Here is a 21,416-nt window from a genome sequence, read left to right as displayed (position 1 = left end):
TGTCACACTGGTCGGCTACGGGCGGGTGAATCTTGGTCATCTGGGTTTCGACCCAGACCGGCATTCCGAGGTCGGCCACTGGCTGCTGGGCCTGGCAGTGGCGCGTGAGATGGCTCGTCGGCAGGTGGTGACCGGCATGCTGTGGAGATGGGCCGGCCTGTTCCTCGGCCCCCGAGCCAGGCGAGGGCCTGAACTCCGAGCCCACTGGCCCCGCCCGGTACGATCGCGGGCTTGCACTCAATGCGGGGAGCCCATGAGATCCGCGTGCGGCCCCCGGCAGTTCCCGTTCTGAGAGTAGGTCTCGTCAATGGCATGCCGAATCGGTGAAATCGTGCTCAAATGCCGCGACCCCGAGGTGCTGGCGCGGTTCTGGTGCGAGGTCCTGGACTTCGTCGAGCTCGATCGTGAGGAGGAGGTCTACATCGAGATAGGCCCGCGCGAAGGATTCGGTGGCCCGCAGCCGACGATCTTCCTCATCCGCGACGACGAGCCGAAGAACGGGCATGCCCGGCTGCACATCGATGTGAACCCCACGGACCGCGATCAGGACGCCGAGCTCGAACGCCTCCTGGCCGCTGGGGCCGAACTCCTCGACATTGGTCAGCCTGCGGATGCGTCCTGGCATGTCCTCGCCGATCCAGAAGGCAACGAGTTCTGCCTGCTCAAGCGCCGCCTCGACCCACTCTGACGGCCCATCGCTCCGAAGTTGTCGGTGCTGTGCAGGTGTGCCCCGGAAAGGCAAGCGGCAGGCATGCATATGGCCCAGGTCGGTACCGCGTCTGACCTGGGCCACTACCGTGGAGCGGGCGACGGGAATCGAACCCGCACCGTCAGTTTGGAAGATCGTTCTCGGCTGTCCTGATCTGCCCGGATCGCCTGGTCAGCGGCGGTGTCGTCCTGCCCGATCATGACCACTCGTGACCGTCTAAGACGTCGGTTACTGGCACGTGGCTGGCACGGCGGCGCGCGGTTGTCCGGCGGCGTGTGGCTTACCGCCCCCGGCCGGTCGGGTCGGGGGCGGCTTGCCGTGTTGCTGGCCCTCCGCGCGCCTGGACCCGGGTACCCGGTGGCAAGCCGCGGAGCGGCGCGGCAGCCGATCGCCCCGCCCTCGGCGGAGGCCGGTGACCTCGCGATCGTCAACTGGGGCGGACCGCGCCTGTCGGCATTCGGACCGCCGCTTGTTAGCTACCACGTTCGCGTTGTCGTACGCTGCTCGCGCGGACAGGGCAGAGCTGCAAATCCGTCGCGAGAGCTAGAGGTTCGAATCCTCTACCCGCTACCGGGGCACGGCAAGGCCCTTGAACTGCTGAAACGCAAGTCGAGGGCCTTCGTCGTCCCCCGCCTCGTGTTGACCATGGTTGCCCCTTGTTGTCCAGCCCATCGGGCAACGGGCACGGCGTCTGTTCGTCGCTCCTCGGAGGTTTAAGTGAGTTGGAAGCGAGTCGTCGGTTTCGTTGCCACCACCGACCCGATTAAGGCATACGGTGGGGTCAGGCTGGCCGAGGAAGCGCTTCGCTCCATGCATGATCAGTTCGTGCGTGGTGAGGTGCCGATGAACGGTCATCACGACAGCCTGCTTCCGATCCGCACCAGAAATCTTGTTGCGTCATTACGACCGACAGAGCGGGGCGGCTTGGGGCTCTGGTTGGAGGTGGATGTTCATGAGGACGACTGGGAGAGGTCGGGCTTGGCTCGGGGATGGTCCTACTCCGCCCAAGAAAATCTCCCCCCAGAGGAGTGGCCGACGCCATCTCAGCCTGTCGTCTCCGTCACGATTGCCGCTGGGCGCTTCGCCAATATTGATCTCGTTGCGGCTCTCCAACTCATAAATCGCGAATTCCCGGTCACTGGCTCTCGACTGTTTCAGTTCTCAGCCCTTCCTCCGGCTCGCGTCATCGTTGAGATGGGCTGGCCGGTACTGGTGGCGCTCGGACCGAATCTCGCGGCCTCCGCCATCTGGGATGGCCTTAAGCTGCTCGTCCTACGCTTTCAAGTACGCAAAGATCGGGCGCGTGAGTCGGGCACCGGTCCAGTTCCTATCGACAAGCCCATCGTGGAGTTCCACGTCGCTGGCGGGGATTTCCGGGCCACAGCTGCTGTCAGGACAGACAACCCCGACGTTCTTCAGAAGGCGATGGAGGCGTTGAGTGACAGCATCAAGGTTGCAGCCGCCCAGCTGCCGGCACCCGTTGCTGGGAACGAGACTCGGCCACCCTCGGTTTATTTGGGTTACGACGATGAGGGGCAGGGGTGGACGCAGCCACACTGAGTGCGGAGCTCCTGGTCGGGCAGGCACCGACCTATCAGTCTCCAAGGACGGGACAAGGTGGGAGCACTCCGGACGAACAACCTTGGCCCAATCCGGGGAGGCTGATAGCCCTTGCGGTGCTCGGCGAGATGATCCGCCCTGAGGAGGGCTGGGGCTGGGGCAGAGCCCCGAGGTCTTGGAGGTTTTTCTCCGTCCGCGTGGCCGGCTGGCCGCGGCCGATGCCGGCCGGAGGCCGCCAGCAGGCCGGGGCCAGCCGGCGCGGCCCCGCTTGCGGGCCGCCTTGATCCTATTGAGAGGGATTCGGCAGCAAATCTGCTAACTGCTAACTGCTGCTGAGAAGCTTACGTAGGCTGCGAGGAAAGGGACGGTTGGAGTGGCTAAGCACCTGGTAAATTTGGACGCGCTTATTAGGCGTGAGGATTTCCGGATCGTCACATCTGGTGGAGCGGCTGGCCCATCGAGCTTAACCAACACAATGAAAGTCACGGATCTTTCATTGGAGAGCTTCACCTATCACGTTCTGCGTAAGCCTGATTTTCAGCGGGAGACTTCAAACTGGACTCCAGAGAAAGTGGCAGAACTAGTCGAGAGCTTTCTCGAAGGGGACCTAATTCCCTCGATAATCCTATGGCGGTCACCTGAGAGTGGGAATATCTTTGTCATAGACGGAGCGCATCGTCTAAGCGCTTTGGCGGCTTGGGTGAACGACGACTACGGGGATAAAGAAATATCCGCTAGGTTTTTCGCTGACAACATTCCCAGAGAACAGAAGAAGGCGGCGGAGGCGGCGAGGCATGCAGTCGATAGTCGAGTGGGATCGTACAGGTCCTTGGCCTCGGCATTGCGCAACCCGGAAGCAAGTACTGACAAGCAGATCCGGCTTGCGCGCAATCTAAGCTCGTTTGCCGTTCATCTTCAGTGGGTGGTCGGCGAGGCGAGTAAAGCCGAGGATTCATTCTATAAAATTAATCAGCATGCGACGCCCATTAATCAGACGGAACTCGATATTATTAAGGCGCGACGTAAGCCTAACGCTATGGCTGCCCGTGCATTTATTCGAGCAGGCACTGGGCACAAGTATTGGTCGGAATTCGATAACACGACTCAGGTTCAAATCGAGAGTATCGCTGAAGAGGTCTACGCTCTCATCTTCAAGCCTGACTTAGAGATGCCTATAAGAAGTGCCGACCTTCCGGCGGGTGGACAGGGGTATTCCGCCGACAGTTTGAACATGGTGTTCGAGCTCGTCAACTGGGTAAATGGCCTAAAGCCCGAGATGTGGCAACGCAGGGAAGGCCGCCAAGCTGGCGGACGCATAAAGTCTGAGGCGCTTCCGGATGACCGGGACGGAAGTGTGACAATCCAGTTCATGCAGGCGGTTCGTAGAGCCGCAAGTCGGATAGCTGGCAACGGCCCGGCTTCTCTCGGACTGCATCCTGCTGTCTACTTTTACGGCTCGACAGGAAGGTTTCAGCCCCCCGCCTTTCTTGCCGCAGTAGCCTTTGCTATGGAACTCGAAAGGCAACAGGACCTGAATAGGTTCACGGACGTCCGGTCGAATTTTGAGGACTTTCTGGTCCAGTACAGCTACTTTCGAAATCAGTTGGCTGGGGCCTACGGGGCTGGGCTGCGTTCGCTGTCACCGATCTTGCAAATGTATCTCACTCTGTTCGAAGCGCTTTCCTCGGGCGAGGCTGACGAGGTTAAAATCATCGGGCTTCTCAGAGATCAGCCCCGCCTGAAGTCGCACATCAAACCACAGAGCACGGAAGATCGGAAGTATGGACGCAACTTCTCTTCGGAAACAAAGAACACTATCTACTTGAGAACCTACTTGAATGCCGCCCCAAGCTGTGCAATATGTAGGGCTCGCGTGCCGAAGGGGTCTGTCTCGATCGACCATAAGATTCGAAAAGAAGATGGCGGGCTTGGCGCCCCTGAAAATGGGCAAGTAACTCACCCCTACTGCAACACCGGCTATAAGGAAAGTAGGCACTCGAAGACTGGCCGGAAAGTGAATGGGAATTAAGGCGCGGACCTTCTTAGTTGGGCCGGTGTCGGTGCTACTGTGGCGTGCCGTGTTCTGCATAAATCGCTTTTGTGTCGACTAGTGCTTTTGCTGCTACCCGCAGCCGGCGGGCTAGCCTGGGCGGCCCGTAGTGCTCCACGTCGTCTGTGGCGACGTAGCGCCACTCGATTACTTCCCCATCTGCGAAGCGGATGGTGTTTTCCTGGGCGATGCTGAGTGTTCCGCCGTTGAAGATGAAGAGGAGCTTGTCGCCTTCGTTCTCGGCGGGTGCCCAGTCAACGACCAGCATCGGCCCGAGTGGGACCTTGAGACCGAGTTCCTCTTCCACCTCGCGCAGGCATGCGGCGCGTGGTGATTCGCCGGGTTCGACGTAGCCGCCGGGGATGTCCCAGTGGTTCTTGTAGCTGGGGCGTACGAGGAGCACGTGACCGTCGTCGTTGAGGAAGAGGGCGCCTGCGGCGACGCGTGGGGTTGCCATGGGTGGCGTCTCGTTGGCCGTCACCAGGGCAGCGTAGACGGGCTGGGGTCAGTCGAGCACCTTGAGCCGGCGGGCCAGGCTGACCAGCTCGGCGGAGGGTTTGCCGCGTTGCCGGCGTACCCAGGTGAGGGCGAGTTGGCGGCTGAGGAAGTGGTGGCGGACTTGTTCGGGGGCAATCTGTTCGGCGTCGAGCAGGATGGATTGTGCGTCGTCGACCCGGTTCCACGTGCTGTAGGCGCGGGCGACTTCCAGGGCGTGCCGGACTCGGCGTTCCATGGGTAGGCCGGTGGTGTCGACGCGGGGGCCGAGGTCGATGGCGACTTGCAGGTCTCCCAGTTCGGCGGCGGTGGCGACGCGGTGGATGGCGACGTTGGTCGGGCCGAACGCGGTCCACAGGTGGTTGGCGTCGGCACCGAGTTTGCTGGCGGCCTGGTCGGCTGCGGTGAGGAAGGTGCGGGTGGTGCCGGCGTCGTTGGCGCGTGCGGCGGCCATGGAGCCGGACAGGAACAGGGTGCCGTAGACGGACAGCAGCGCGGGGGTGGCCTGGCTGAGGTGGGGTTCGAGGTAGCCGGCGGCGTCTTCGGTGAGGCGTACGGCGTCGGTGTAGCGGCCGGTGGCGTGTAGGGCGTGGCCGACGGATCGGAACAGGGAGCCGGTGATGAGCGGGTCGCCGGTGGGTCGGACGGCGGACAGGCCGCGGTCTGCGGCGATCCAGGCGAGGTCGCTCTCTCCGAGTTTCGTGAGCTGGGTGGCCGCGAGCTGGTAGGCGAGGCCGAGGAGTCGGCGGGCGTGGTCCTGGTCGTTGCCGTCGTGGTGGTCGGCTGCGAGCTGGGCGCGGTGGAGCAGGTCGGGTAGCCGGCTGGTGACGTACCCGAATCGGGAGTCCTGGTAGGCATCCCAGAGTGCCCCGACCTCTTTCCTGAGCACGGCGATGCTGGGCGGTTCCGCGTCCGTGCCGGCACCGAACGGGGCGAGGGCGCGGTAGTTCATCAGGGCGGCGCGCAGCGCGGGCACGGTGTGGGTGCCGCTGTCGGTGGTCCAGTCGAGCAGGGAGGGTTCGCCGAGCAGGTCGCCGAGGGAGATGTCCAGGGCTTCGGCGAGCGACTTGATGACGGACAGGCGGTCCAGGTCGATCCGGTTGTTCTCGACTTTGCCGAGCCAGTCGGCGGTACGGCCGATGAGTCCGGCGAGGACTTCTTGCGATAGGCCGCGTCGACGGCGGTACCAGGCGACGCGTTCGCCGATGGTCAGGGTGGTGGTGGTCCCGCGCATGGGTTCACTGTCTCCCCTCGGTCGGCGGCGACCCCGGAAGGTTTTTCCGGGTCGCTGGGTGGTTCGTGCCACAGCCTGTGTGCATGACGGGGCTGAACGTATCGACCAACTGCCAATCCTGCTCCGGCGCGGGCTGGAAGTACACCCTCGCCCGTTCCGAGGTCCGGACGATCGGCCGGGGAGCGGAGCGCACGCGCCCGCTGGCCCGGCGGTCCTGTCTGGACTGTGCGGGGTCCGGTCGTTCGGTGTCCTGCTGAGGCTGGCCCGGGGTGGGTGCTGGCATGGGACCGCGACCCGAACGACGGTCCCGACTGAGCCCGCCCGCCTCGGTGCCTCGCAGGCCGCGCACCTTCCCACCGGGCGCACCGAATCCGGGTGACTTGGTGCTGTTGGACGGTCGGGCGTCGGTGCAGTTCGGCGGTGACCGGGCGTTGTGGCTGCGGGTGTCCTCGATTTGTGACCGGCCGACGTATGACGGCTGGATCTGGCTCGCCGGCTACGCCATCAACCCGACCACCGGGGAGGCGCTGGCGCGGCGAGAGGTCTTCGCACGGATCGCCGGCCTCCAGATCGCCCCTCAACACACCGATCCGCCCGGGACGGCACGGCAGACGACGAGGAGGCGTGGTGTTTGACCTACGGGTACGGCTCGGCGCGGTGCTGCACATCGACGCCGCCGACCGTTACCGCCCGGCCGACGGGCCGGTGACGTTGCGGGTCACCGGAGTTCGCCTGGTGCTCAATCGCCCGGAGCGGGAGCAGTGGATCTGGGTCGAGGGCACCAAGGTCACCCCACGCCACCAACACGGCGAACGTACCCAAGTCCTCGTGCCGACCCGACTGTTCGCACCGAAGGGTGCGGCCCAGTGACCACGTACCTGTCGGGGGCGGTACAGGATCAGTTGCGGGCGGCGCAGTCGCAGCTTGACCGGCACACCCCGTCGAGCGCGGACGGACAGTGCCCGGCCTGCGGGGTGGATGGTCCGTGTCCGCAGCGGCGGGCGGCGCTGCGGGTGTTCGGCCGGTACGGCTGCTTGCCTCGGCGGTGGCCGGGCGCGACCCGTCCGGAACGGGTGCAGGCGTCGTCGTGGTCGGGGTGGTTGGACGCTGCGGTGGAGGGCGTGACAGCCGAACGGCTGAGCTGACTTGTTCTGTCATGCAAACAACTCATAAGCTGCTGTAATACATGCAGCGTTCATAGGTGGGGTGCCCGCGATGGCGTACGAGATTCCGACGCCGAAATACCTGCGCGTGTTGAACACGCTGCGGAAGCGCATCGAGGATGGTGACTACGCGCCCGGTGCGGCGCTGCCGTCGGAGAATCAGCTCTGCACGGAGTTCGGGGTTTCTCGCCCGACGGTGCTCAAGGCGTTGGGCATCCTCAAGCAGGACGGCTGGATCGAGTCGCAGCAGGGCAGGGGCAGCTTCGTACGCGGCCGACCCGCCGCCGGCCGAACCTCACCGGAGTACGCCCGCGACGCCGTCGAGTTGGACGAGACCGGCGACACGGAGATTCTGCACGTCGGCCCGGTCCTTGCCTCCCCTCGCATCGCGGCCGAGTTGAAGCTTCCTGAGGGCACGCCGGTCTACGAACGCCGCCGCCGCACCGTCACGGAGATCGGACCGGTCGACCTGATCGCCACCTTTGTGCCGGTGGACATCGCGGTCGGCACGGACATCACCAAGCCGGAGCCCATCCCAGGTGGCCTGCTCGACGTCATCGCGCGGCAGAAGGGCCTACGGGCCGACTACGCCACCGAACGCATGACCGCCCGCCGCATCAGCCCAGACGAGGCCGACGCCCTGGACGTGCCGGCCGACGAGTCAGTGATGAGCGTCGTCATCACCGTGCACCAGGCGTCCGGCGACCCCATCATGACATCGGTCCTAGTTATGCCCGGCAGCCGCCACGAGATCGAAGACACCTACGCCGTGTCCTGAGGTGCCGTCTTCTCCTTGGTGGCTCAGCGGCACATCCAGTCGGCGGCTCGCGTGACGTGGCCGTTGCCTCGATCGATGCACAGTTTGCTTGTCTCGTAGTCGACCCAGTAGGACCGTCCGCGCTCGATCAGGACCGGTTGGTGCAGGTGGAACCACCGGCCGACGATAGACACCAGCGTCAGCCGATCCGCCGTCACACGCTCCCGCACACGTCCTCCCACTGTGGCCATCGCACCCATCTCCACATTGTGCAATCGACTCACATTCAACCTTGCTTGTACTTACAAGCTGACGTAGCTTGTTAACTCAACCGGTTGTCAGGGTGATGACTGGTGAGACTAGGAGGCTGCGCGCGTGGTTCCGATGACGTTGAAGGTGCCGGTCCCGTCCGAGTACGTCTTCCCCGCTGGGGCGTTGTGCCTGGGTGTGTCGCCGCAGATCGACTTTGAGCGGCGCGGTGAGGCGGATAACCAGGCGCGGGACAAGGAGACCGGGGAGCGGGTCTGGGTGGTGCGGGTGATGGACCTGGACCCGGAGGCCGGAAAGTTCGGCCGCTCCACTGAGGTCAAGGTCAAGGTGGTCGCCGCGCAGCAGCCGGTGCCGCCACCGTCCACCGTGCCTGGCTATCCGCCGGCGGTGGAGTTCGAGGGCCTGACCCTGACCCCGTATGTGGATTCGCAGCGGTGCAAGCCCGGCCGCTCCTCAGGTGACTGCCGCTCCCGGATGGCCTACTCCCTGCGGGCCTCGGCGATCCGGCCGGCGGCGTCGGTGCCGGGTGCGGTGGCCGCCTGAGTTCTGTTTGGCGCGCGGGGCGGGTCGTTTCCCCGCCAAGAGTCCCGGCCCGCTCCCGCGCTTACCTCATCCCTCGTCTGATGAAGGAGGGCGTGATGCCCACCGTAGTTCACCCTGCCCTGATCGCAGTCGTGCCGCTGCTGGTCGGGGCCTTGCTCCTGGTGGTCCGTACCAGCTTGGCCGACCTGCGGCACGCCTTCCGGGAGGTGGAGGCGGCGGTCCGGTCGGTGCTGCGGTTGCCGCCGGCTTCCGGTCTGGTCTACGCGATCCGCTGCCCCCGCTGCTGCCGGTGGGTGAAGCCGCGTCGGTTCGACTTGCGGCGCATGTCGTGCCGGTCGTGCATCTCCACGCTTGGCCGTGGTCGCCGTGGTCAGGGCGGTGGCGTGTGCCTCTGATCAACATCATTCCGGGGGACAAGATCCCCGTTGCGCCGATGAATGTGCGTCTGCCGGCGTGGCGGGTGCCGGGTTGGCTGCTGGTGTTCTGGTGGCTGGCCCGGGGCCTGTTTCGCCTCACCGTCCTGGCCGTTCGCTACTGGTGGCTCACTGGCCCGGCCGGTCTCGCGCTGTGGATCCGGGCCGAGTTCGGTGGCCTGGCCCTGGCCGCCGTCGTCGCCACCGTGGCTGCCGGGTGTGTGGGGTGGTGGCGGTGGCATCCGGTGTCGTGGCTGCGGTTCGGCTGGTATCCCCTCGTCGCTCGGGTTCGGGCGTTGGTGGTGTATCGGCCTCGGTGGGCGTCGGTCATGGCCACCTGCGGCCTAGCGACGGTGTTCGGCGGCGACCGGTACGTGCCCCGGCTGCTGCGGGTGCGCTGTGACCGGTGGGGCGATGAGCTGACCGTGCGCATGCTTCCCGGGCAGATCCCCGACGACTGGGGCCAGGCTGCGGAACGTCTCGCCTACGCCTTCCGCCAGCACACCGGGCAAGCCCGCTCCACCGACCGCCCCGACCGGGTCGTGGTCCGCTTCATGCGCCGCGACCCCCTCGCCCGCATCGTGACGCCGCTACCCGTGACGGACGTGCCCGACCTCGGCGGACTACCGCTCGGCGTCCGGGAAGACGGGCAGCCGTACCGGCTGCGGCTGGCCGGCTCACACGTCCTCATCGCCGGAGCGACCGGTGCGGGCAAGGGCTCGGTGTTGTGGTCGCTCATCCGCTCCCTGGCCGGCGGCATCCGCTTCGGCCTGGTCGAGGTGTGGGCGTTCGATCCCAAGGGCGGGATGGAGCTGGCGGCCGGGGTGCCGTTGTTCGCCCGGTTCGCCTACGACGACCCCGACGGCATGGCCGGCGTCCTCGACGAGGCGGTCAAGCGGATGCGGTTGCGGGCGTCCCGGCTGCGGGGGGTGACGCGGCAGCATGTGCCGACGGTGGCCGAACCGTTGCTGGTCCTGGTCATCGATGAGCTGGCCGCGTTGACCGCCTACATCACCGACCGGAAGATCCGCGACCGGATCAAGGAATCCCTCGGCCTGCTGCTGTCGCAGGGCCGCGCCGTGGGCGTGCACGTCATCGCCGCGCTCCAGGACCCGCGCAAAGACGTGCTGCCGTTCCGGGACCTGTTCCCGACCCGCATCGGCCTGCGGCTGACCGAACCGGAGCAGGTGGACATGGTCCTCGGCGACGCCGCCCGCGACCGAGGCGCACTCTGCGACCGGATCCCCGAAACGTCGCCGGGGGTGGGGTTCGTCGTCCTCGACGGCGTCCGCGAACCCGTCCGGGTCCGCTTCGCCTACCTCACCGACGACGACATCCGCTCCCTCGGCCGCACCTACCGCCGACTCGACCACGCGACCGACGAGCGGGAGGTGACCGGGTGAAGAGCAACGCGCAGAGGGTGGAGGGCGTGGTCCTGGTGCTCATCGTCCTCGTCGTCGGCGGGCTCGCCGGAGCGGCGTCGTTCACGCACGTCCATGACTGGACCATGGCGAACTCGCCCACCGGTACCGGGGACTGGTTCGGCTGGGCCAACGCCGCCATCTCCGAACTCCTACCCCTGGCCGCACTCCTGACCATCCGGCAACGCCGTCGCACCGGCGGCCCCATCGGGTATCCGATGTTCCTGCTCGTGTGCGCGGTAGCACTGTCCTTGGCCGCGCAACTCGCGGTGGCCAAGCCGGGCCTGTCCGGCTGGCTGCTGTCCGCCGTCCCGGCGCTGGCGTTCCTCGGGCTGTCCAAGCTCGTGTTCTCCACTGCCCCGGTACCGCCGCCCGTCGACAAGCCGACCAACGAACGACGCAGCAGTGACGTACCGACCGGAAGCGACAGGCTGCCGGTGCCCTCCGACGACGACCAGGCGGCGACCGTCGTCCGAGATGCCGACGAGGAGCCTCGGCCGGTGGTCCTGCGGCCCGTGCCGTCGACCGAGCGCGAACGGCGTCCCGGTCTCGTGCCCGTCCCGGCGGCAGCGTTCACGCCCCGCAACGGCACCCCTGCCGGTCCGGGAGATGACCGGTGAGCCAACTCGAACTCATCCCCACCGCAGCCCCGGCCACCGACGCTGTCGAGCAGCCTCGGCCCGGGTCGCGGGCCGACCGGATGCGCAAACCCCTCGCCAAGGACGCGCTCAAGCAGCTCGCCGAACAACACGGCGTCTGCGTCCGACCCCTTGCCCTGCGCCGCACCGACACCGCCACCGGCGTGACCGAGGTGGTAGAGGTGCCCTGCGGGGCGACTCTGGCGGCGAAGTGCAAGCCGTGCGCGGAACGGGGCCGGCGGCTGCGCATCCAGCAGATCCGGGAAGGCTGGCACCTCGCCGACGAACCCACCATCCGCCCCGACAAACCCGGAGAAGACGCGCTCGCCCTGGTGCGGGTACGCGCTCACCTGGAATTCGAACGGGAAGCGGTCCAGTACCAACCGATGACCCCCGACGAGCGGGTCGCGCACCTGGCCGAGATCGACGCCGCCATCGCGGAGTTGGATGAGGCGCTGGGTGAGACGAGCCTGCGCGGGCACCTCACCCCGAAAGACCGGGACGAGCGGCCTCGGCGTAAGCGGTCGACCAGGCGGCGGCAGGACTCACCGGACCTGCCCCGGCTGCCCGTCGACCCGCGCACCGTCGGCCGGGCCTACTCCGGCAAGACCGGCAAGACGCACCGGCCGTCGATGCTCGTCACGCTGACGCTCGGCTCCCACGGCGCGGTGCACTCCCACCTGCGGCGCGGCCCCTACATCGCACCCTGTGCGTGCGGACAGCGGCACGGCCCGAACGATGACGTACTCGGCACGCCCGTCGACCCACAGGCGTACGACTACCGGCGGGCCGCGCTGGACGCGATCCACTTCGCCCGAGTGCTCGACAGGTGGTGGCAGAACGTGCGCCGCGCGGCAGGCTGGAACGTCCAGTACGCGGGTGCGGTCGAGCTGCAACGGCGGCTCGCGCCGCACGCGCACTTCGCGATCCGCGGCACCCTGCCGCGTCGGCTGCTCAAGCAGATCGCCGCCGCCACCTATCACCAGGTGTGGTGGCCGTCGTTCAGCGAGCCGGTGTACTCGGTGGACAAGCCGCCGGTCTGGGACGTCGACCGACAGGAATACGTCGACCCAAAGACCCGCGAGCCGCTGCCAACGTGGGGTGAAGCCCTCGACGCCCTGGAGGAACCCGACAGCCGACCCGCCTACGTCGCCCGCCTCGGCCGGATCGACGCTCGGGGCATCGAGCAGGGCACGAAGGATGCGGAACGGTCGATCCGCTATGTGACGAAGTACGTCACCAAGGATCTGACCGACCAGGCTCGGCCACGCTCTGACGCGCAGAAGGCGCACTTCGACCGGTTGCACGCGGAACTTGCGGTGCTGCCGTGCTCGCCGACCTGTGCGAACTGGCTGCTGTACAGAGTTCAGCCGGACGGCGTCAAGCCGGGCTTGACGCCTGGACGGTGTACCGGGAAGGTCCACCAACGCTCCACCCTCGGCTTTACCGGACGCCGTGTCCTCGTCTCCCGCCAGTGGTCCGGCAAGACCCTCGCCGACCACCGGGCGGACAACCGGGCCTGGGTTCGCGCGATCGTGGCCGGCGGCATGGCCGACACCGAGGAACACGACCAGGCGGCGGCCGACGAGGCAGACGGGCCGAACCGGTACCGGTTCGAACTCGCCCGACCCGAAGACCCTGACGTGCCGCCGCTGGAGCACCGACTCCTCCGCGCCATCTCGGCCCGCATTCGGTGGCGGGCAGACCTTGAAACAGCACGGCAGCGAACAGCCGGCGCTGTTTCGGCAACCGATCGACCCGCCGCGCTCGCGGCCTGAACCAGGGGGAGGAGCAACCGCATGGATGACGAGCTGTTGACCGCCGATGAGGTCGCCGCTCGCCTGAAGGCAACGCCGCGATTCGTGCGCCGGCTGGTGGCTGAGCGGCGGATCGCGTTCGTCAAGGTCGGCCGGCTGGTGCGCTTCGAGGCGTCCGCCGTGGCCGCGTACATCGAGACAAACCGGGTGGTGCCGATGACCCGGGCGCAGTTGCGTGACTACCTGGGGGAGGTGGCCTGATGGCGGGCAGCAAGGGCCGGCGGCGTTTCGGCAACGTGCGGCGGCTGCCGTCCGGGCGGTTCCAAGCGCGGTACGTCGGGCCGGACGGGTTGGAGCGGAAGGCGCCGCGCACCTTCGAGACCGAACGGCAGGCAGGCAAGTGGTTGACCGTCGTGGAGTCGGAGATCATCAAGGGGGACTGGTCGGCCCCGGAGGCGGGCGAAATCAAGCTTGAGCCGTACGGCCGGAAGTGGATCGCCGAACGGAAGCTCCAGCCGCGCAGCCGCGAGAACTACGAGGATCTGTTCCGGCTGCACATCCGTCCGCACCTCGGTGGGCTCGCCCTGGGCGCGATCAAGCCGCAGACCATCCGGACCTGGCGGCGCACGCTGCTCGACGGTGGCACCACCGAACCGCAGGCGGTCAAGGCGTACTCACTCCTTCGGGCGATCCTCAACACCGCCGTCAAGGAGGACGAGCTAATTCGGCAGAACCCGTGCCGGATCCCGGGCTATGACCGCTACCACACACCGGAGCGGCCGGTGGCGACCGTAGCCCAGGTGCTCTCGCTCGCCGAGCGGATGCCGGCCCGGTTCTCCGCGCTGGTGATCGTCGCCGCGTTCTCCGGGCTGCGCTGGGGTGAGCTGGCGGCGCTGCGGCGCGGCGACGTCGACCTGACGGCGGGCACGGTGCGGGTGCCGCGCAAGCTGGCGGCGTTGCGTAACCGGATGGAGTTCGGGCCGCCGAAGTCGGAGGCGGGCAATCGGGTGGTGACGCTGCCGGCGGCGGCACGGCTTGTGTTGGCCGATCACCTGGATGAGTTCGTGGGGAAGGGGCCGGAGGCGCTGGTCTTCACCGGGGACAAGGGGGCGGTACTGCGTTCCGGCAACTTCCGGCGCGCGGTCGGCTGGGCGGCGGCGCTGCGGGCGGCTGGCATGCCAGACGGGTTCCACTTCCACGATCTGCGGCACACCGGCAACAACCTGGCGGCGGCGACCGGGGCCAGCACCCGTGACCTGATGCACCGGATGGGTCACGCCAGCATGCGGGCGGCCCTGATTTACCAGCACGCCAACAGCGAGCGCGACCGGGAGATCGCCGACGCCATGGACCGCCGCATCACCAAGCAGACCAAGCGCGCGACGGCCAAGGCCAAGCAGAAGCCGACCAAGGGCAAGAAGGCCACGCGACCGGCACGTAAGACCGCCTCCGACGGCACGGCGGGCGCTACTGGCACGCCAATGGCACGCAAGATCAAAGAGAGCTAGAACGGGAACGGCCCAGGTTCGGCGATCGTGCCATTGACCTGGGCCGGAGTTCGTGGAGCGGGCGACGGGAATCGAACCCGCACCGTCAGTTTGGAAGACTGAAGCTCTGCCATTGAGCTACGCCCGCGTGCACCCGGAGGACCGGGTGCGCCCGACAGCCTACCCAACACCCACGGCGCCCGCGCGGCCGTATCCCCCGCGCGCCGGCCTCGATCGCTCCGCAACATGCGGGATGTTGCGGTCTCACGAGGCCGGGAAACCGCAACATCCCGCAAACTGCGCCGGCCGGCTGCCCGGCTGACCTGGAGCGCGGGTGTCTGGTTTGTCCTCGTTCGGCGCGTTGGGGGACGCCCCGGCAGTCGGTTGTCGGAGGGACGGCATAGACTGCTCGTCGCCACGGGGTGTGGCGCAGCTTGGTAGCGCACTCGCTTTGGGAGCGAGGGGCCGTGGGTTCAAATCCCGCCACCCCGACTGCCGCAAGCACCAGATGGCGGCACCCGGACGACCGGCACGCGGGGCAGGCCCGCCGCCGGCCCCGGGTGCTGCTGGTCCGGCGTGCCGGCTCGCCTACACTCGATGGGCCGAAAGTGCGCCCAGACTCAACCGAGATCCGTCAAGGAGTACGCCTGTGAAGAGCACCGTCGAGACTCTGAGCCCGACGCGCGTGCGGCTCGCCATCGAGGTGCCGTTCGTCGAGCTCGAGCCGAGCCTCATGAAGGCGTACCGGGAGATCGGCCAGCAGATCCAGATCCCCGGCTTCCGCAAGGGGAAGGTACCGCCGGCGATCATCGACCAGCGGGTCGGCCGGGGCACCGTGCTCAACGAGGCGGTGCAGGAGGCGATCCCGCAGAACATCCTCGCTGCGGTCCGTGAGCACGACCTGAAGACTCTTGGCCGTCCCGAGGTCGACATCACCGAGTTCAACGACGGTGACTCGCTGAACTTCACCGCCGAGGTGGATGTCCGGCCCGAGATCACCGTGCCCGACCTGGCCTCGATCGAGGTCACCGTCGACGAGTTGCAGATCGACGACAACGAGATCGACGAGCAGGTGAACGGCCTGCGTGAGCGCTTCGCCACCCTGAAGACCGTCGAGCGTGCCGCCGCCGAGGGCGACTACGTCCAGATCGACCTGCGGGCCACCGTCGACGGCGAGGAGGTGCCAGGCGGCTCGGCCAGCAACATCTCGCACGAGGTAGGCAGCAAGCAGCTCCTGCCGGGCCTGGACGAGGCGGTCGTGGGCCTCTCCGCCGGTGAGGACACGACCTTCACCACCCAGCTCGTGGGCGGCGACTTCGCCGGTCGTGACGCCGACGTGCTGGTGACCGTGCGTACGGTCAAGGAGAAGGCGCTGCCCGAGCTGAACGACGAGTTCGCCCAGCTCGCCAGCGAGTTCGACACCATCGAGGAGCTGCGGGCGGATCTGCGCGACCGGGTCACCAGGGGTAAGCGGGTCGAGCAGATCTACGCCGCCCGCGACAAGGCCCTGGAGCAGCTCGTCGAGGCCGCCGACGTGCCGGCGCCGGAAGGTGTGATCCGCGACGAGGTGGAGAGCCGCAAGGAGGCGATGGCCGACCAGCTGGAGCGCATCGGCGCCTCGATGGAGGACTATCTCGCCGCCGAGGAGAAGACCGAGGAGCAGATCGACGCCGAGCTGACCGACGCCGCCACCCAGGGCGTCAAGGTTCAGCTGCTGCTGGACACCCTCGCCGACGCCGAGGACGTGCAGGTCTCCGACGACGAGTTCGGTCACGAGATCGTCCACCGCGCCCAGCGGGCCGGCATGGCCCCCCAGCAGTACTACGACCAGCTGGTCCGCTCCGGCACCGCCGGCGCGGTCTACGGCGACGTCCGGCGGGGCAAGGCGCTGGCCTCGGTGATGGAGCGCATCACGATCAAGGACGCGGCCGGCAACGTGGTGACCATGGACGCGCTGCGTGAGGCGAGCGAGCAGGAGCACTCGCACGAGCACTGATCACCGGGTCGGGCCATCGTCCGCCGGTCGCGGTGGGTGGTGGCCCGAGCCCTTTTCCGGGTACGCCTCCGGCCTGCTGCGCTGAGAGCGAACAGTGCCCGGACCGGGAGTCCGGCGACCGGCCAAGCGGTTAGTGTCGGACACGACGGTACGGAGAGCGAAGGGCTGCCATGACCGACATGCACATCCCAGCGAAGCCGCTACGGGCGATCGAGGCCCGCGGCGGTGACACCATTGGCAACCTCGACGACTCGGTCTACAACCGGTTGCTCAAGGAGCGGATCGTCTTCCTGGGCAGCGAGGTGACCGACCAGGTCGCCAACCGCATCTGCGCGCAGCTGCTGCTGCTCGCCGCGGAGGACCCGGACCGCGACATCAACCTCTGGATCAACTCGCCCGGTGGCTCGGTCTACTCGGGCATGGCCATCTACGACACGATGCAGTTCATCGACAACGATGTGTCGACCGTGGCGATGGGCATGGCTGCGTCGATGGGGCAGCTGCTGCTCTGCGCGGGAACGAAGGGCAAGCGCTACGCGCTCCCGCACGCCCGGATCATGATGCACCAGCCCTCCGGCGGGATGGGCGGCACCGCCGCCGACATCGCGATCCAGGCCGAGCAGATGCTGTACACCAAGCGGATGTTCCAGGAGCGCGTCGCCTTCCACACCGGTCAGCAGCCGGCGCAGATCGAGGCGGATTCGGACCGGGACCGCTGGTTCACCGCCCAGGAGGCCGTCGACTACGGCTTCATCGACAAGGTGATCACGGGGGCCGCGCAGGTTCCCGAGGGCGCCGGGACCCTGAGCTGATCGAGGAGCAGACGATGACCGACCTGAGCCTGCCGCCCCAGTTCGCGGCCGTGCACAACCGCTATGTTCTGCCGTCGTTCGTCGAGCGCACGTCGTACGGGGTCAAGGAGTCCAACCCGTACAACAAGCTCTTCGAGGACCGCATCATCTTCCTCGGCGTCCAGGTGGACGACGCGTCGGCCAACGACGTGATGGCCCAGCTGCTCACCCTGGAGGGGACGGACCCCGACCGGGACATCATCATGTACATCAACTCGCCGGGCGGCTCGTTCACCGCCATGACGGCGATCTATGACACCATGCAGTACGTCCGGCCGGACATCTCGACGGTCTGCCTCGGCCAGGCCGCCTCGGCCGCCGCGGTGCTGCTCTCGGCGGGCACTCCGGGCAAGAGGATGGCCCTGCCGAACTCGCGCATCATCATCCACCAGCCGGCCACCGAGGGCGGCTACGGGCAGGGCTCGGACATCGAGATCCAAGCCAAGGAGATCCTGCGGATGCGTACGCAGCTGGAGGAGATGCTCTCCAAGCACTGCAACCGCCCGGTCGACCTGGTCCGCAAGGACATCGACCGTGACAAGATCATGACGGCCGAGGAGGCCCGCGAGTACGGGCTGGTCGACACGATCCTCACCAGTCGTAAGAAGGGTCTGTTGGCCGCGAACGCGGCCAGCTGACCGCTACCGGGTCAGAGGTCGGTCGGGCTCGTTGCCGACCGACCTCTGACACACCCGTTTTGGGGGTCGGAGAAACCTCCGGCAGCGGGTAACGTCGGGTCCGTACCGCTTCGCCGGGCGACCGGCGGAGTGGGAGAAAGACGGGCGGAGCGTCAGCGTCCGCAGGTCGTGGCCGGGGCTCCGGCCGATGAGTGCAGGGAGAACGTAGGTGGCACGGATCGGTGACGGCGGCGACCTACTGAAATGCTCCTTCTGCGGGAAGTCGCAGAAGCAGGTCAAGAAGCTCATCGCGGGCCCCGGGGTCTACATCTGCGACGAGTGCATCGATCTCTGCAACGAGATCATCGAGGAGGAGCTGGCCGAGTCCGGCGAGGTGAAGTGGGAAGAGCTTCCCAAGCCGATGGAGATCTGCCAGTTCCTCGACAACTACGTCGTGGGGCAGGAGGGGGCCAAGAAGGCGCTCGCCGTCGCGGTCTACAACCACTACAAGCGGATCCAGGCCGAGGCGGCCGGCGCGCCGGGCTCCGGCAATGACGGTGTGGAGTTGGCCAAGTCGAACATCCTGCTGCTGGGTCCGACCGGTTGTGGCAAGACCCACCTGGCGCAGACTCTGGCCCGGATGTTGAACGTGCCCTTCGCGATCGCCGATGCCACCGCCCTCACCGAAGCCGGCTATGTCGGCGAGGACGTGGAGAACATCCTCCTCAAGCTGATCCAGGCGGCGGACTACGACATCAAGCGGGCCGAGACCGGCATCATCTACATCGACGAGGTCGACAAGATCGCCCGCAAGTCGGAGAACCCCTCGATCACCCGTGACGTCTCCGGTGAGGGCGTCCAGCAGGCGCTGCTGAAGATGCTTGAGGGCACCGTCGCGAACGTGCCCCCGCAGGGCGGTCGTAAGCACCCACACCAGGAGTTCATCCAGATCGACACCACGAACGTGCTGTTCATCTGCGGTGGTGCCTTCGCCGGCCTGGATCAGATCATCGAGGCGCGCACGGGGCACGGCGGCACCGGCTTCGGCGCCCGTCTCCGCGCCGTCTCCGACCGCTCCACCGACGACATCTTCAGCCAGGTGATGCCGGAGGACATGCTCAAGTTCGGGCTCATCCCCGAGTTCATCGGCCGGCTGCCGGTGATCACGAGCGTCCGGAGCCTGGACCGCACCGCGCTGGTGCGGATTCTCACCGAGCCGCGCAACGCCCTGGTCCGGCAGTACCAGCGCCTGTTCGAGCTGGACGGCGTCGAGTTGGAGTTCGAACGGCCGGCCCTCGAAGCGATCGCCGACCAGGCCATGCTGCGCGGCACCGGCGCTCGCGGGCTGCGCGCCATCATGGAAGAGGTCCTGCTCTCCGTGATGTACGAGGTACCCAGCAACCCTGACGCCGCCCGGGTGCTCATCACCCGAGAGGCGGTACTGGAGAACGTCAACCCGACGATCGTTCCGCGCGAGTTCACGGGTCGCCGCGCTCGGCGCGAGCGCGAGGAGAAGTCCGCCTGATCCCGGCTGGCGCCACGACCGCAAACTGTGCCCGACCGCCCGCTCACCCGTACGCTGGCAGCCATGCGCGTCGCCGTCTGCCAGCTGAACTCTCGGCATGACCGAGAGGCGAATCTCGCCGCCGCGGAGGCCCTGATCGATCGCGCTGCCGATGCCGGCGCGGACCTGGTGCTGCTGCCGGAGTACGTCGACTACCTCGGCCCCGGTGCCGGGATGCCGGCGCCAGAGTCCGCAGACGGCCAGGTGGGCAAGTTCTTCGCCGCTGCCGCGCGTCGGCGCGGTGTCTGGCTGATCGCCGGCTCCTTCCACGAGGCAGGCCCCGACCCGGGTCGTACCTGGAACACCACGCTGGTCTTTGACCGGTCCGGCACACTCGCCGCCGCTTACCGCAAGATCCATCTTTATGACGTGGAGATCCCGGGCCGCGTCTCCTATCAGGAGTCCGCCACGGTGGCCGCCGGCGACCAGCCGGTCGTGGTGGATGTCGAGGGGCTGCGGGTGGGCCTGTCCATCTGTTATGACCTTCGCTTCCCGGAACTCTACCGACAGTTGGCCACCGTTGGCGCCGCCCAACTGCTGGTGGTGCCGGCGGCCTTCATGATGCACACCGGAAGGGACCACTGGGAGGTGCTGCTGCGGGCCCGCGCGATCGAGAACCAGTGCTTCGTCGCGGCAGCCGGGCAGACTGGTGACCATGAGCCTGGCCGTACTTGTTACGGGCGGAGCATGGTGATCGATCCGTGGGGAACGGTGTTGTCCCAGCTGCCCGACGGCCCTGGGCTCGCGGTGACCGACATCGACCTGGACCGCCTGGACCGGATTCGTGCCGAGTTGCCGAGTCTGGCGAACCGCCGGCTCTGACGACCTATCCCTGAAGCAACACACCGACAACTGCGAAGCCGGCGATGGCGGCGGCGGTGATCAGAAGGGCGGTACTCATCCGGGACGGGCCGCGTCGAGCCAGGCGGCCGATCGAGACGAGAACCGCGAAGAGTACGAAGGCCCCGATGAGCAACTGCCATATCGGTAGCAGGAGGCCGAGCAGCGCGTCCTCGGCGAGGACCGGGCTCATGGGCCGGGACACGTCATCCATGCCAGACACTCTGGCACGTCGGGACCCTGCGTGGTCGTCGGCGCAAAGACACTCCGCATGGACGGCGTGAGTGCACCTGGTCGGCCCTGTCCGGCAGTGCGTCTGGACGGATCCGGCTCGGCCACGGCCCACCGCCCATCCCGGTCAGCCCCGCGAGGGGACCGACTCGTCCCGGTGCCCGACAAGCCGAGCATCGCATCGACGAACGATGATTTGCCTTCTCCAGGGCGGCCGCGTAACTTTCTCTCTGCACGCGGGAGGTCGGGCAAACCGGCCGACAACGGGCGCCGGCAACGCGAAGACCACGTCGAAGCGAGGCCGAGGCCGGGCGGTGCGGAGCGACTCTACGAGATGGAGTTGCGAACGCGAAGCCGACCGGGTAGTGTTCTGGAGCCGGCAGGAGCCGGGCGGGTTGCCTTGAGTGGTGATCGGCCGGTCTGCGGTTCTCCACGACAGCTGTTGACGCCGAAAGGCGAGCGTTGGCGTGGGCCCCGAGCTAGCTACGATTCACCTGATTCCTCAGGTTGACCTCGGAGCGGGGTTCGGATAGTTTGGAGCGGTTGCCCCGGGCGCGGTTTCCTCAACGGAGCCGAGTTTGGTGTGTGGTTGTTCTTTGAGAACTCAACAGGGTGCTTGATAAGCCAGTGCCAAATTGATTTTTTCCCGGGCTGGCCAGTTTTTCTGGTTGGTTTGGATTCCTTTGGCAACATTTTTTGTTGCTGGGATGGATTTTTCGACAGGTTTTTGTTGGAGAGTTTGATCCTGGCTCAGGACGAACGCTGGCGGCGTGCTTAACACATGCAAGTCGAGCGGAAAGGCCCTTCGGGGTACTCGAGC

General features: G+C 67.0%; 23 protein-coding genes, 2 tRNA genes and 1 rRNA gene. 21 read left to right on the top strand and 5 right to left on the bottom strand.

The window, feature by feature from the left end:
* Window positions 1-307: 307 nt before the first annotated feature.
* From KBX00_RS25270 to KBX00_RS25260, 3 genes are all read left to right on the top strand, one after another.
* The gene (locus KBX00_RS25270; protein WP_210830552.1) at window positions 308-688 is read left to right on the top strand and encodes a VOC family protein; all 381 of its coding nucleotides are present in this window, start codon (window positions 308-310) and stop codon (window positions 686-688) included.
* Window positions 689-1,426: 738 nt separating this feature from the next.
* Entirely contained in the window at window positions 1,427-2,269 is an 843-nt protein-coding gene (locus tag KBX00_RS25265; RefSeq protein WP_210830551.1) for a hypothetical protein, read from the top strand.
* 475 nt (window positions 2,270-2,744) lie between these two features.
* Window positions 2,745-4,298, top strand: a complete 1,554-nt coding sequence (locus KBX00_RS25260; protein WP_301548598.1) for a DUF262 domain-containing protein — start codon at window positions 2,745-2,747, stop codon at window positions 4,296-4,298.
* 34 nt (window positions 4,299-4,332) lie between these two features.
* Here KBX00_RS25260 and KBX00_RS25255 read toward each other — a convergent pair whose 3' ends face one another.
* Window positions 4,333-4,800, bottom strand: a complete 468-nt coding sequence (locus KBX00_RS25255) for an NUDIX hydrolase (RefSeq protein WP_307869076.1) — start codon at window positions 4,798-4,800, stop codon at window positions 4,333-4,335.
* A 24-nt stretch (window positions 4,801-4,824) separates the two neighbouring features.
* Window positions 4,825-6,048: a helix-turn-helix domain-containing protein gene (locus tag KBX00_RS25250; protein WP_210830549.1), complete on the bottom strand. Its 1,224-nt coding sequence runs from the start codon at window positions 6,046-6,048 to the stop codon at window positions 4,825-4,827.
* 383 nt (window positions 6,049-6,431) lie between these two features.
* On the opposite strand from KBX00_RS25250, the gene KBX00_RS25245 reads away from it, so the two are divergent.
* The 4 genes from KBX00_RS25245 (at window position 6,432) to KBX00_RS25230 (ending at window position 7,989) form a co-directional block, all read left to right on the top strand.
* Window positions 6,432-6,683 carry a hypothetical protein gene (locus tag KBX00_RS25245; protein ID WP_210830548.1) on the top strand — a complete coding sequence of 84 codons (252 nt, stop codon included), beginning with the start codon at window positions 6,432-6,434 and terminating at the stop codon, window positions 6,681-6,683.
* A complete protein-coding gene (locus KBX00_RS25240) occupies window positions 6,676-6,918 on the top strand; it encodes a hypothetical protein (RefSeq protein ID WP_210830547.1) in 243 nt (80 codons plus the stop codon). The genes KBX00_RS25245 and KBX00_RS25240 overlap by 8 nt, the downstream gene beginning before the upstream one ends.
* The gene (locus KBX00_RS25235; protein ID WP_307869075.1) at window positions 6,915-7,193 is read left to right on the top strand and encodes a hypothetical protein; all 279 of its coding nucleotides are present in this window, start codon (window positions 6,915-6,917) and stop codon (window positions 7,191-7,193) included. The genes KBX00_RS25240 and KBX00_RS25235 overlap by 4 nt, the downstream gene beginning before the upstream one ends.
* A 70-nt stretch (window positions 7,194-7,263) precedes the next feature.
* The gene (locus tag KBX00_RS25230; protein WP_210830546.1) at window positions 7,264-7,989 is read left to right on the top strand and encodes a GntR family transcriptional regulator; all 726 of its coding nucleotides are present in this window, start codon (window positions 7,264-7,266) and stop codon (window positions 7,987-7,989) included.
* A 23-nt stretch (window positions 7,990-8,012) separates the two neighbouring features.
* On the opposite strand, the gene KBX00_RS25225 is transcribed toward KBX00_RS25230, so the two are convergent.
* The gene (locus KBX00_RS25225; protein WP_210830545.1) at window positions 8,013-8,228 is read right to left on the bottom strand and encodes a hypothetical protein; all 216 of its coding nucleotides are present in this window, start codon (window positions 8,226-8,228) and stop codon (window positions 8,013-8,015) included.
* A 124-nt stretch (window positions 8,229-8,352) separates the two neighbouring features.
* Here KBX00_RS25225 and KBX00_RS25220 point away from each other — a divergent pair, with 124 nt between their 5' ends.
* From KBX00_RS25220 to KBX00_RS25190, 7 genes are all read left to right on the top strand, one after another.
* Window positions 8,353-8,781, top strand: coding sequence for a hypothetical protein (locus tag KBX00_RS25220; protein WP_210830544.1), 429 nt, complete (start codon window positions 8,353-8,355; stop codon window positions 8,779-8,781).
* A gap of 95 nt (window positions 8,782-8,876) precedes the next feature.
* On the top strand, window positions 8,877-9,176 hold the full coding sequence (locus KBX00_RS25215) for a hypothetical protein (RefSeq protein WP_210830543.1): 300 nt from the start codon (window positions 8,877-8,879) through the stop codon (window positions 9,174-9,176).
* Between the two features lie 38 nt (window positions 9,177-9,214).
* Window positions 9,215-10,597 (top strand): FtsK/SpoIIIE domain-containing protein, encoded by a 1,383-nt coding sequence (locus KBX00_RS25210; protein ID WP_301548589.1) that lies wholly within the window; start codon window positions 9,215-9,217, stop codon window positions 10,595-10,597.
* Window positions 10,594-11,235, top strand: coding sequence for a DUF2637 domain-containing protein (locus KBX00_RS25205; RefSeq protein ID WP_210830541.1), 642 nt, complete (start codon window positions 10,594-10,596; stop codon window positions 11,233-11,235). The genes KBX00_RS25210 and KBX00_RS25205 overlap by 4 nt, the downstream gene beginning before the upstream one ends.
* Complete coding sequence (locus KBX00_RS25200; RefSeq protein WP_210830540.1) at window positions 11,232-13,031, top strand: replication initiator; 1,800 nt, start codon at window positions 11,232-11,234, stop codon at window positions 13,029-13,031. Before KBX00_RS25205 ends, KBX00_RS25200 begins: the two co-directional genes overlap by 4 nt.
* A 21-nt stretch (window positions 13,032-13,052) precedes the next feature.
* Window positions 13,053-13,271, top strand: coding sequence for a helix-turn-helix domain-containing protein (locus KBX00_RS25195; RefSeq protein WP_210830539.1), 219 nt, complete (start codon window positions 13,053-13,055; stop codon window positions 13,269-13,271).
* On the top strand, window positions 13,271-14,518 hold the full coding sequence (locus KBX00_RS25190; RefSeq protein ID WP_301548588.1) for a site-specific integrase: 1,248 nt from the start codon (window positions 13,271-13,273) through the stop codon (window positions 14,516-14,518). Before KBX00_RS25195 ends, KBX00_RS25190 begins: the two co-directional genes overlap by 1 nt.
* Before the next feature lie 53 nt (window positions 14,519-14,571).
* On the opposite strand, the gene KBX00_RS25185 is transcribed toward KBX00_RS25190, so the two are convergent.
* A tRNA-Gly gene (locus tag KBX00_RS25185) sits at window positions 14,572-14,645 on the bottom strand.
* A gap of 270 nt (window positions 14,646-14,915) precedes the next feature.
* Between KBX00_RS25185 and KBX00_RS25180 the strand changes: the two genes are divergently transcribed.
* The 6 genes from KBX00_RS25180 to KBX00_RS25155 all read left to right on the top strand — a co-directional run bounded on the left by KBX00_RS25180 (window position 14,916) and on the right by KBX00_RS25155 (window position 20,347).
* Window positions 14,916-14,989: transfer RNA gene (locus KBX00_RS25180), tRNA-Pro, on the top strand.
* A gap of 157 nt (window positions 14,990-15,146) precedes the next feature.
* On the top strand, window positions 15,147-16,493 hold the full coding sequence (gene tig, locus KBX00_RS25175) for a trigger factor (protein WP_210830538.1): 1,347 nt from the start codon (window positions 15,147-15,149) through the stop codon (window positions 16,491-16,493).
* A 170-nt stretch (window positions 16,494-16,663) separates the two neighbouring features.
* Complete coding sequence (locus tag KBX00_RS25170) at window positions 16,664-17,305, top strand: ClpP family protease (RefSeq protein WP_099850373.1); 642 nt, start codon at window positions 16,664-16,666, stop codon at window positions 17,303-17,305.
* A 14-nt stretch (window positions 17,306-17,319) separates the two neighbouring features.
* Window positions 17,320-17,982, top strand: coding sequence for an ATP-dependent Clp protease proteolytic subunit (locus tag KBX00_RS25165; RefSeq protein ID WP_164447422.1), 663 nt, complete (start codon window positions 17,320-17,322; stop codon window positions 17,980-17,982).
* 208 nt (window positions 17,983-18,190) lie between these two features.
* Entirely contained in the window at window positions 18,191-19,486 is a 1,296-nt protein-coding gene (gene clpX / locus KBX00_RS25160) for an ATP-dependent Clp protease ATP-binding subunit ClpX (protein WP_210830537.1), read from the top strand.
* A 63-nt stretch (window positions 19,487-19,549) separates the two neighbouring features.
* Window positions 19,550-20,347: a carbon-nitrogen hydrolase family protein gene (locus KBX00_RS25155; RefSeq protein WP_210830536.1), complete on the top strand. Its 798-nt coding sequence runs from the start codon at window positions 19,550-19,552 to the stop codon at window positions 20,345-20,347.
* Window positions 20,348-20,351: 4 nt separating this feature from the next.
* Here the strand turns inward: KBX00_RS25155 and KBX00_RS25150 are convergent, their stop codons facing one another.
* Window positions 20,352-20,579: a hypothetical protein gene (locus KBX00_RS25150; protein WP_210830535.1), complete on the bottom strand. Its 228-nt coding sequence runs from the start codon at window positions 20,577-20,579 to the stop codon at window positions 20,352-20,354.
* Window positions 20,580-21,323: 744 nt separating this feature from the next.
* Between KBX00_RS25150 and KBX00_RS25145 the strand changes: the two genes are divergently transcribed.
* Window positions 21,324-21,416, top strand: a 16S ribosomal RNA gene (locus tag KBX00_RS25145); the annotation flags it as partial.

Source organism: Micromonospora sp. C95, from assembly GCF_018070465.1.
Taxonomy (GTDB): Bacteria; Actinomycetota; Actinomycetes; order Mycobacteriales; family Micromonosporaceae; genus Micromonospora.
Note: the sequence above shows the minus strand (reverse complement) of the source record. Positions and strands in the feature narration are given on the sequence as shown.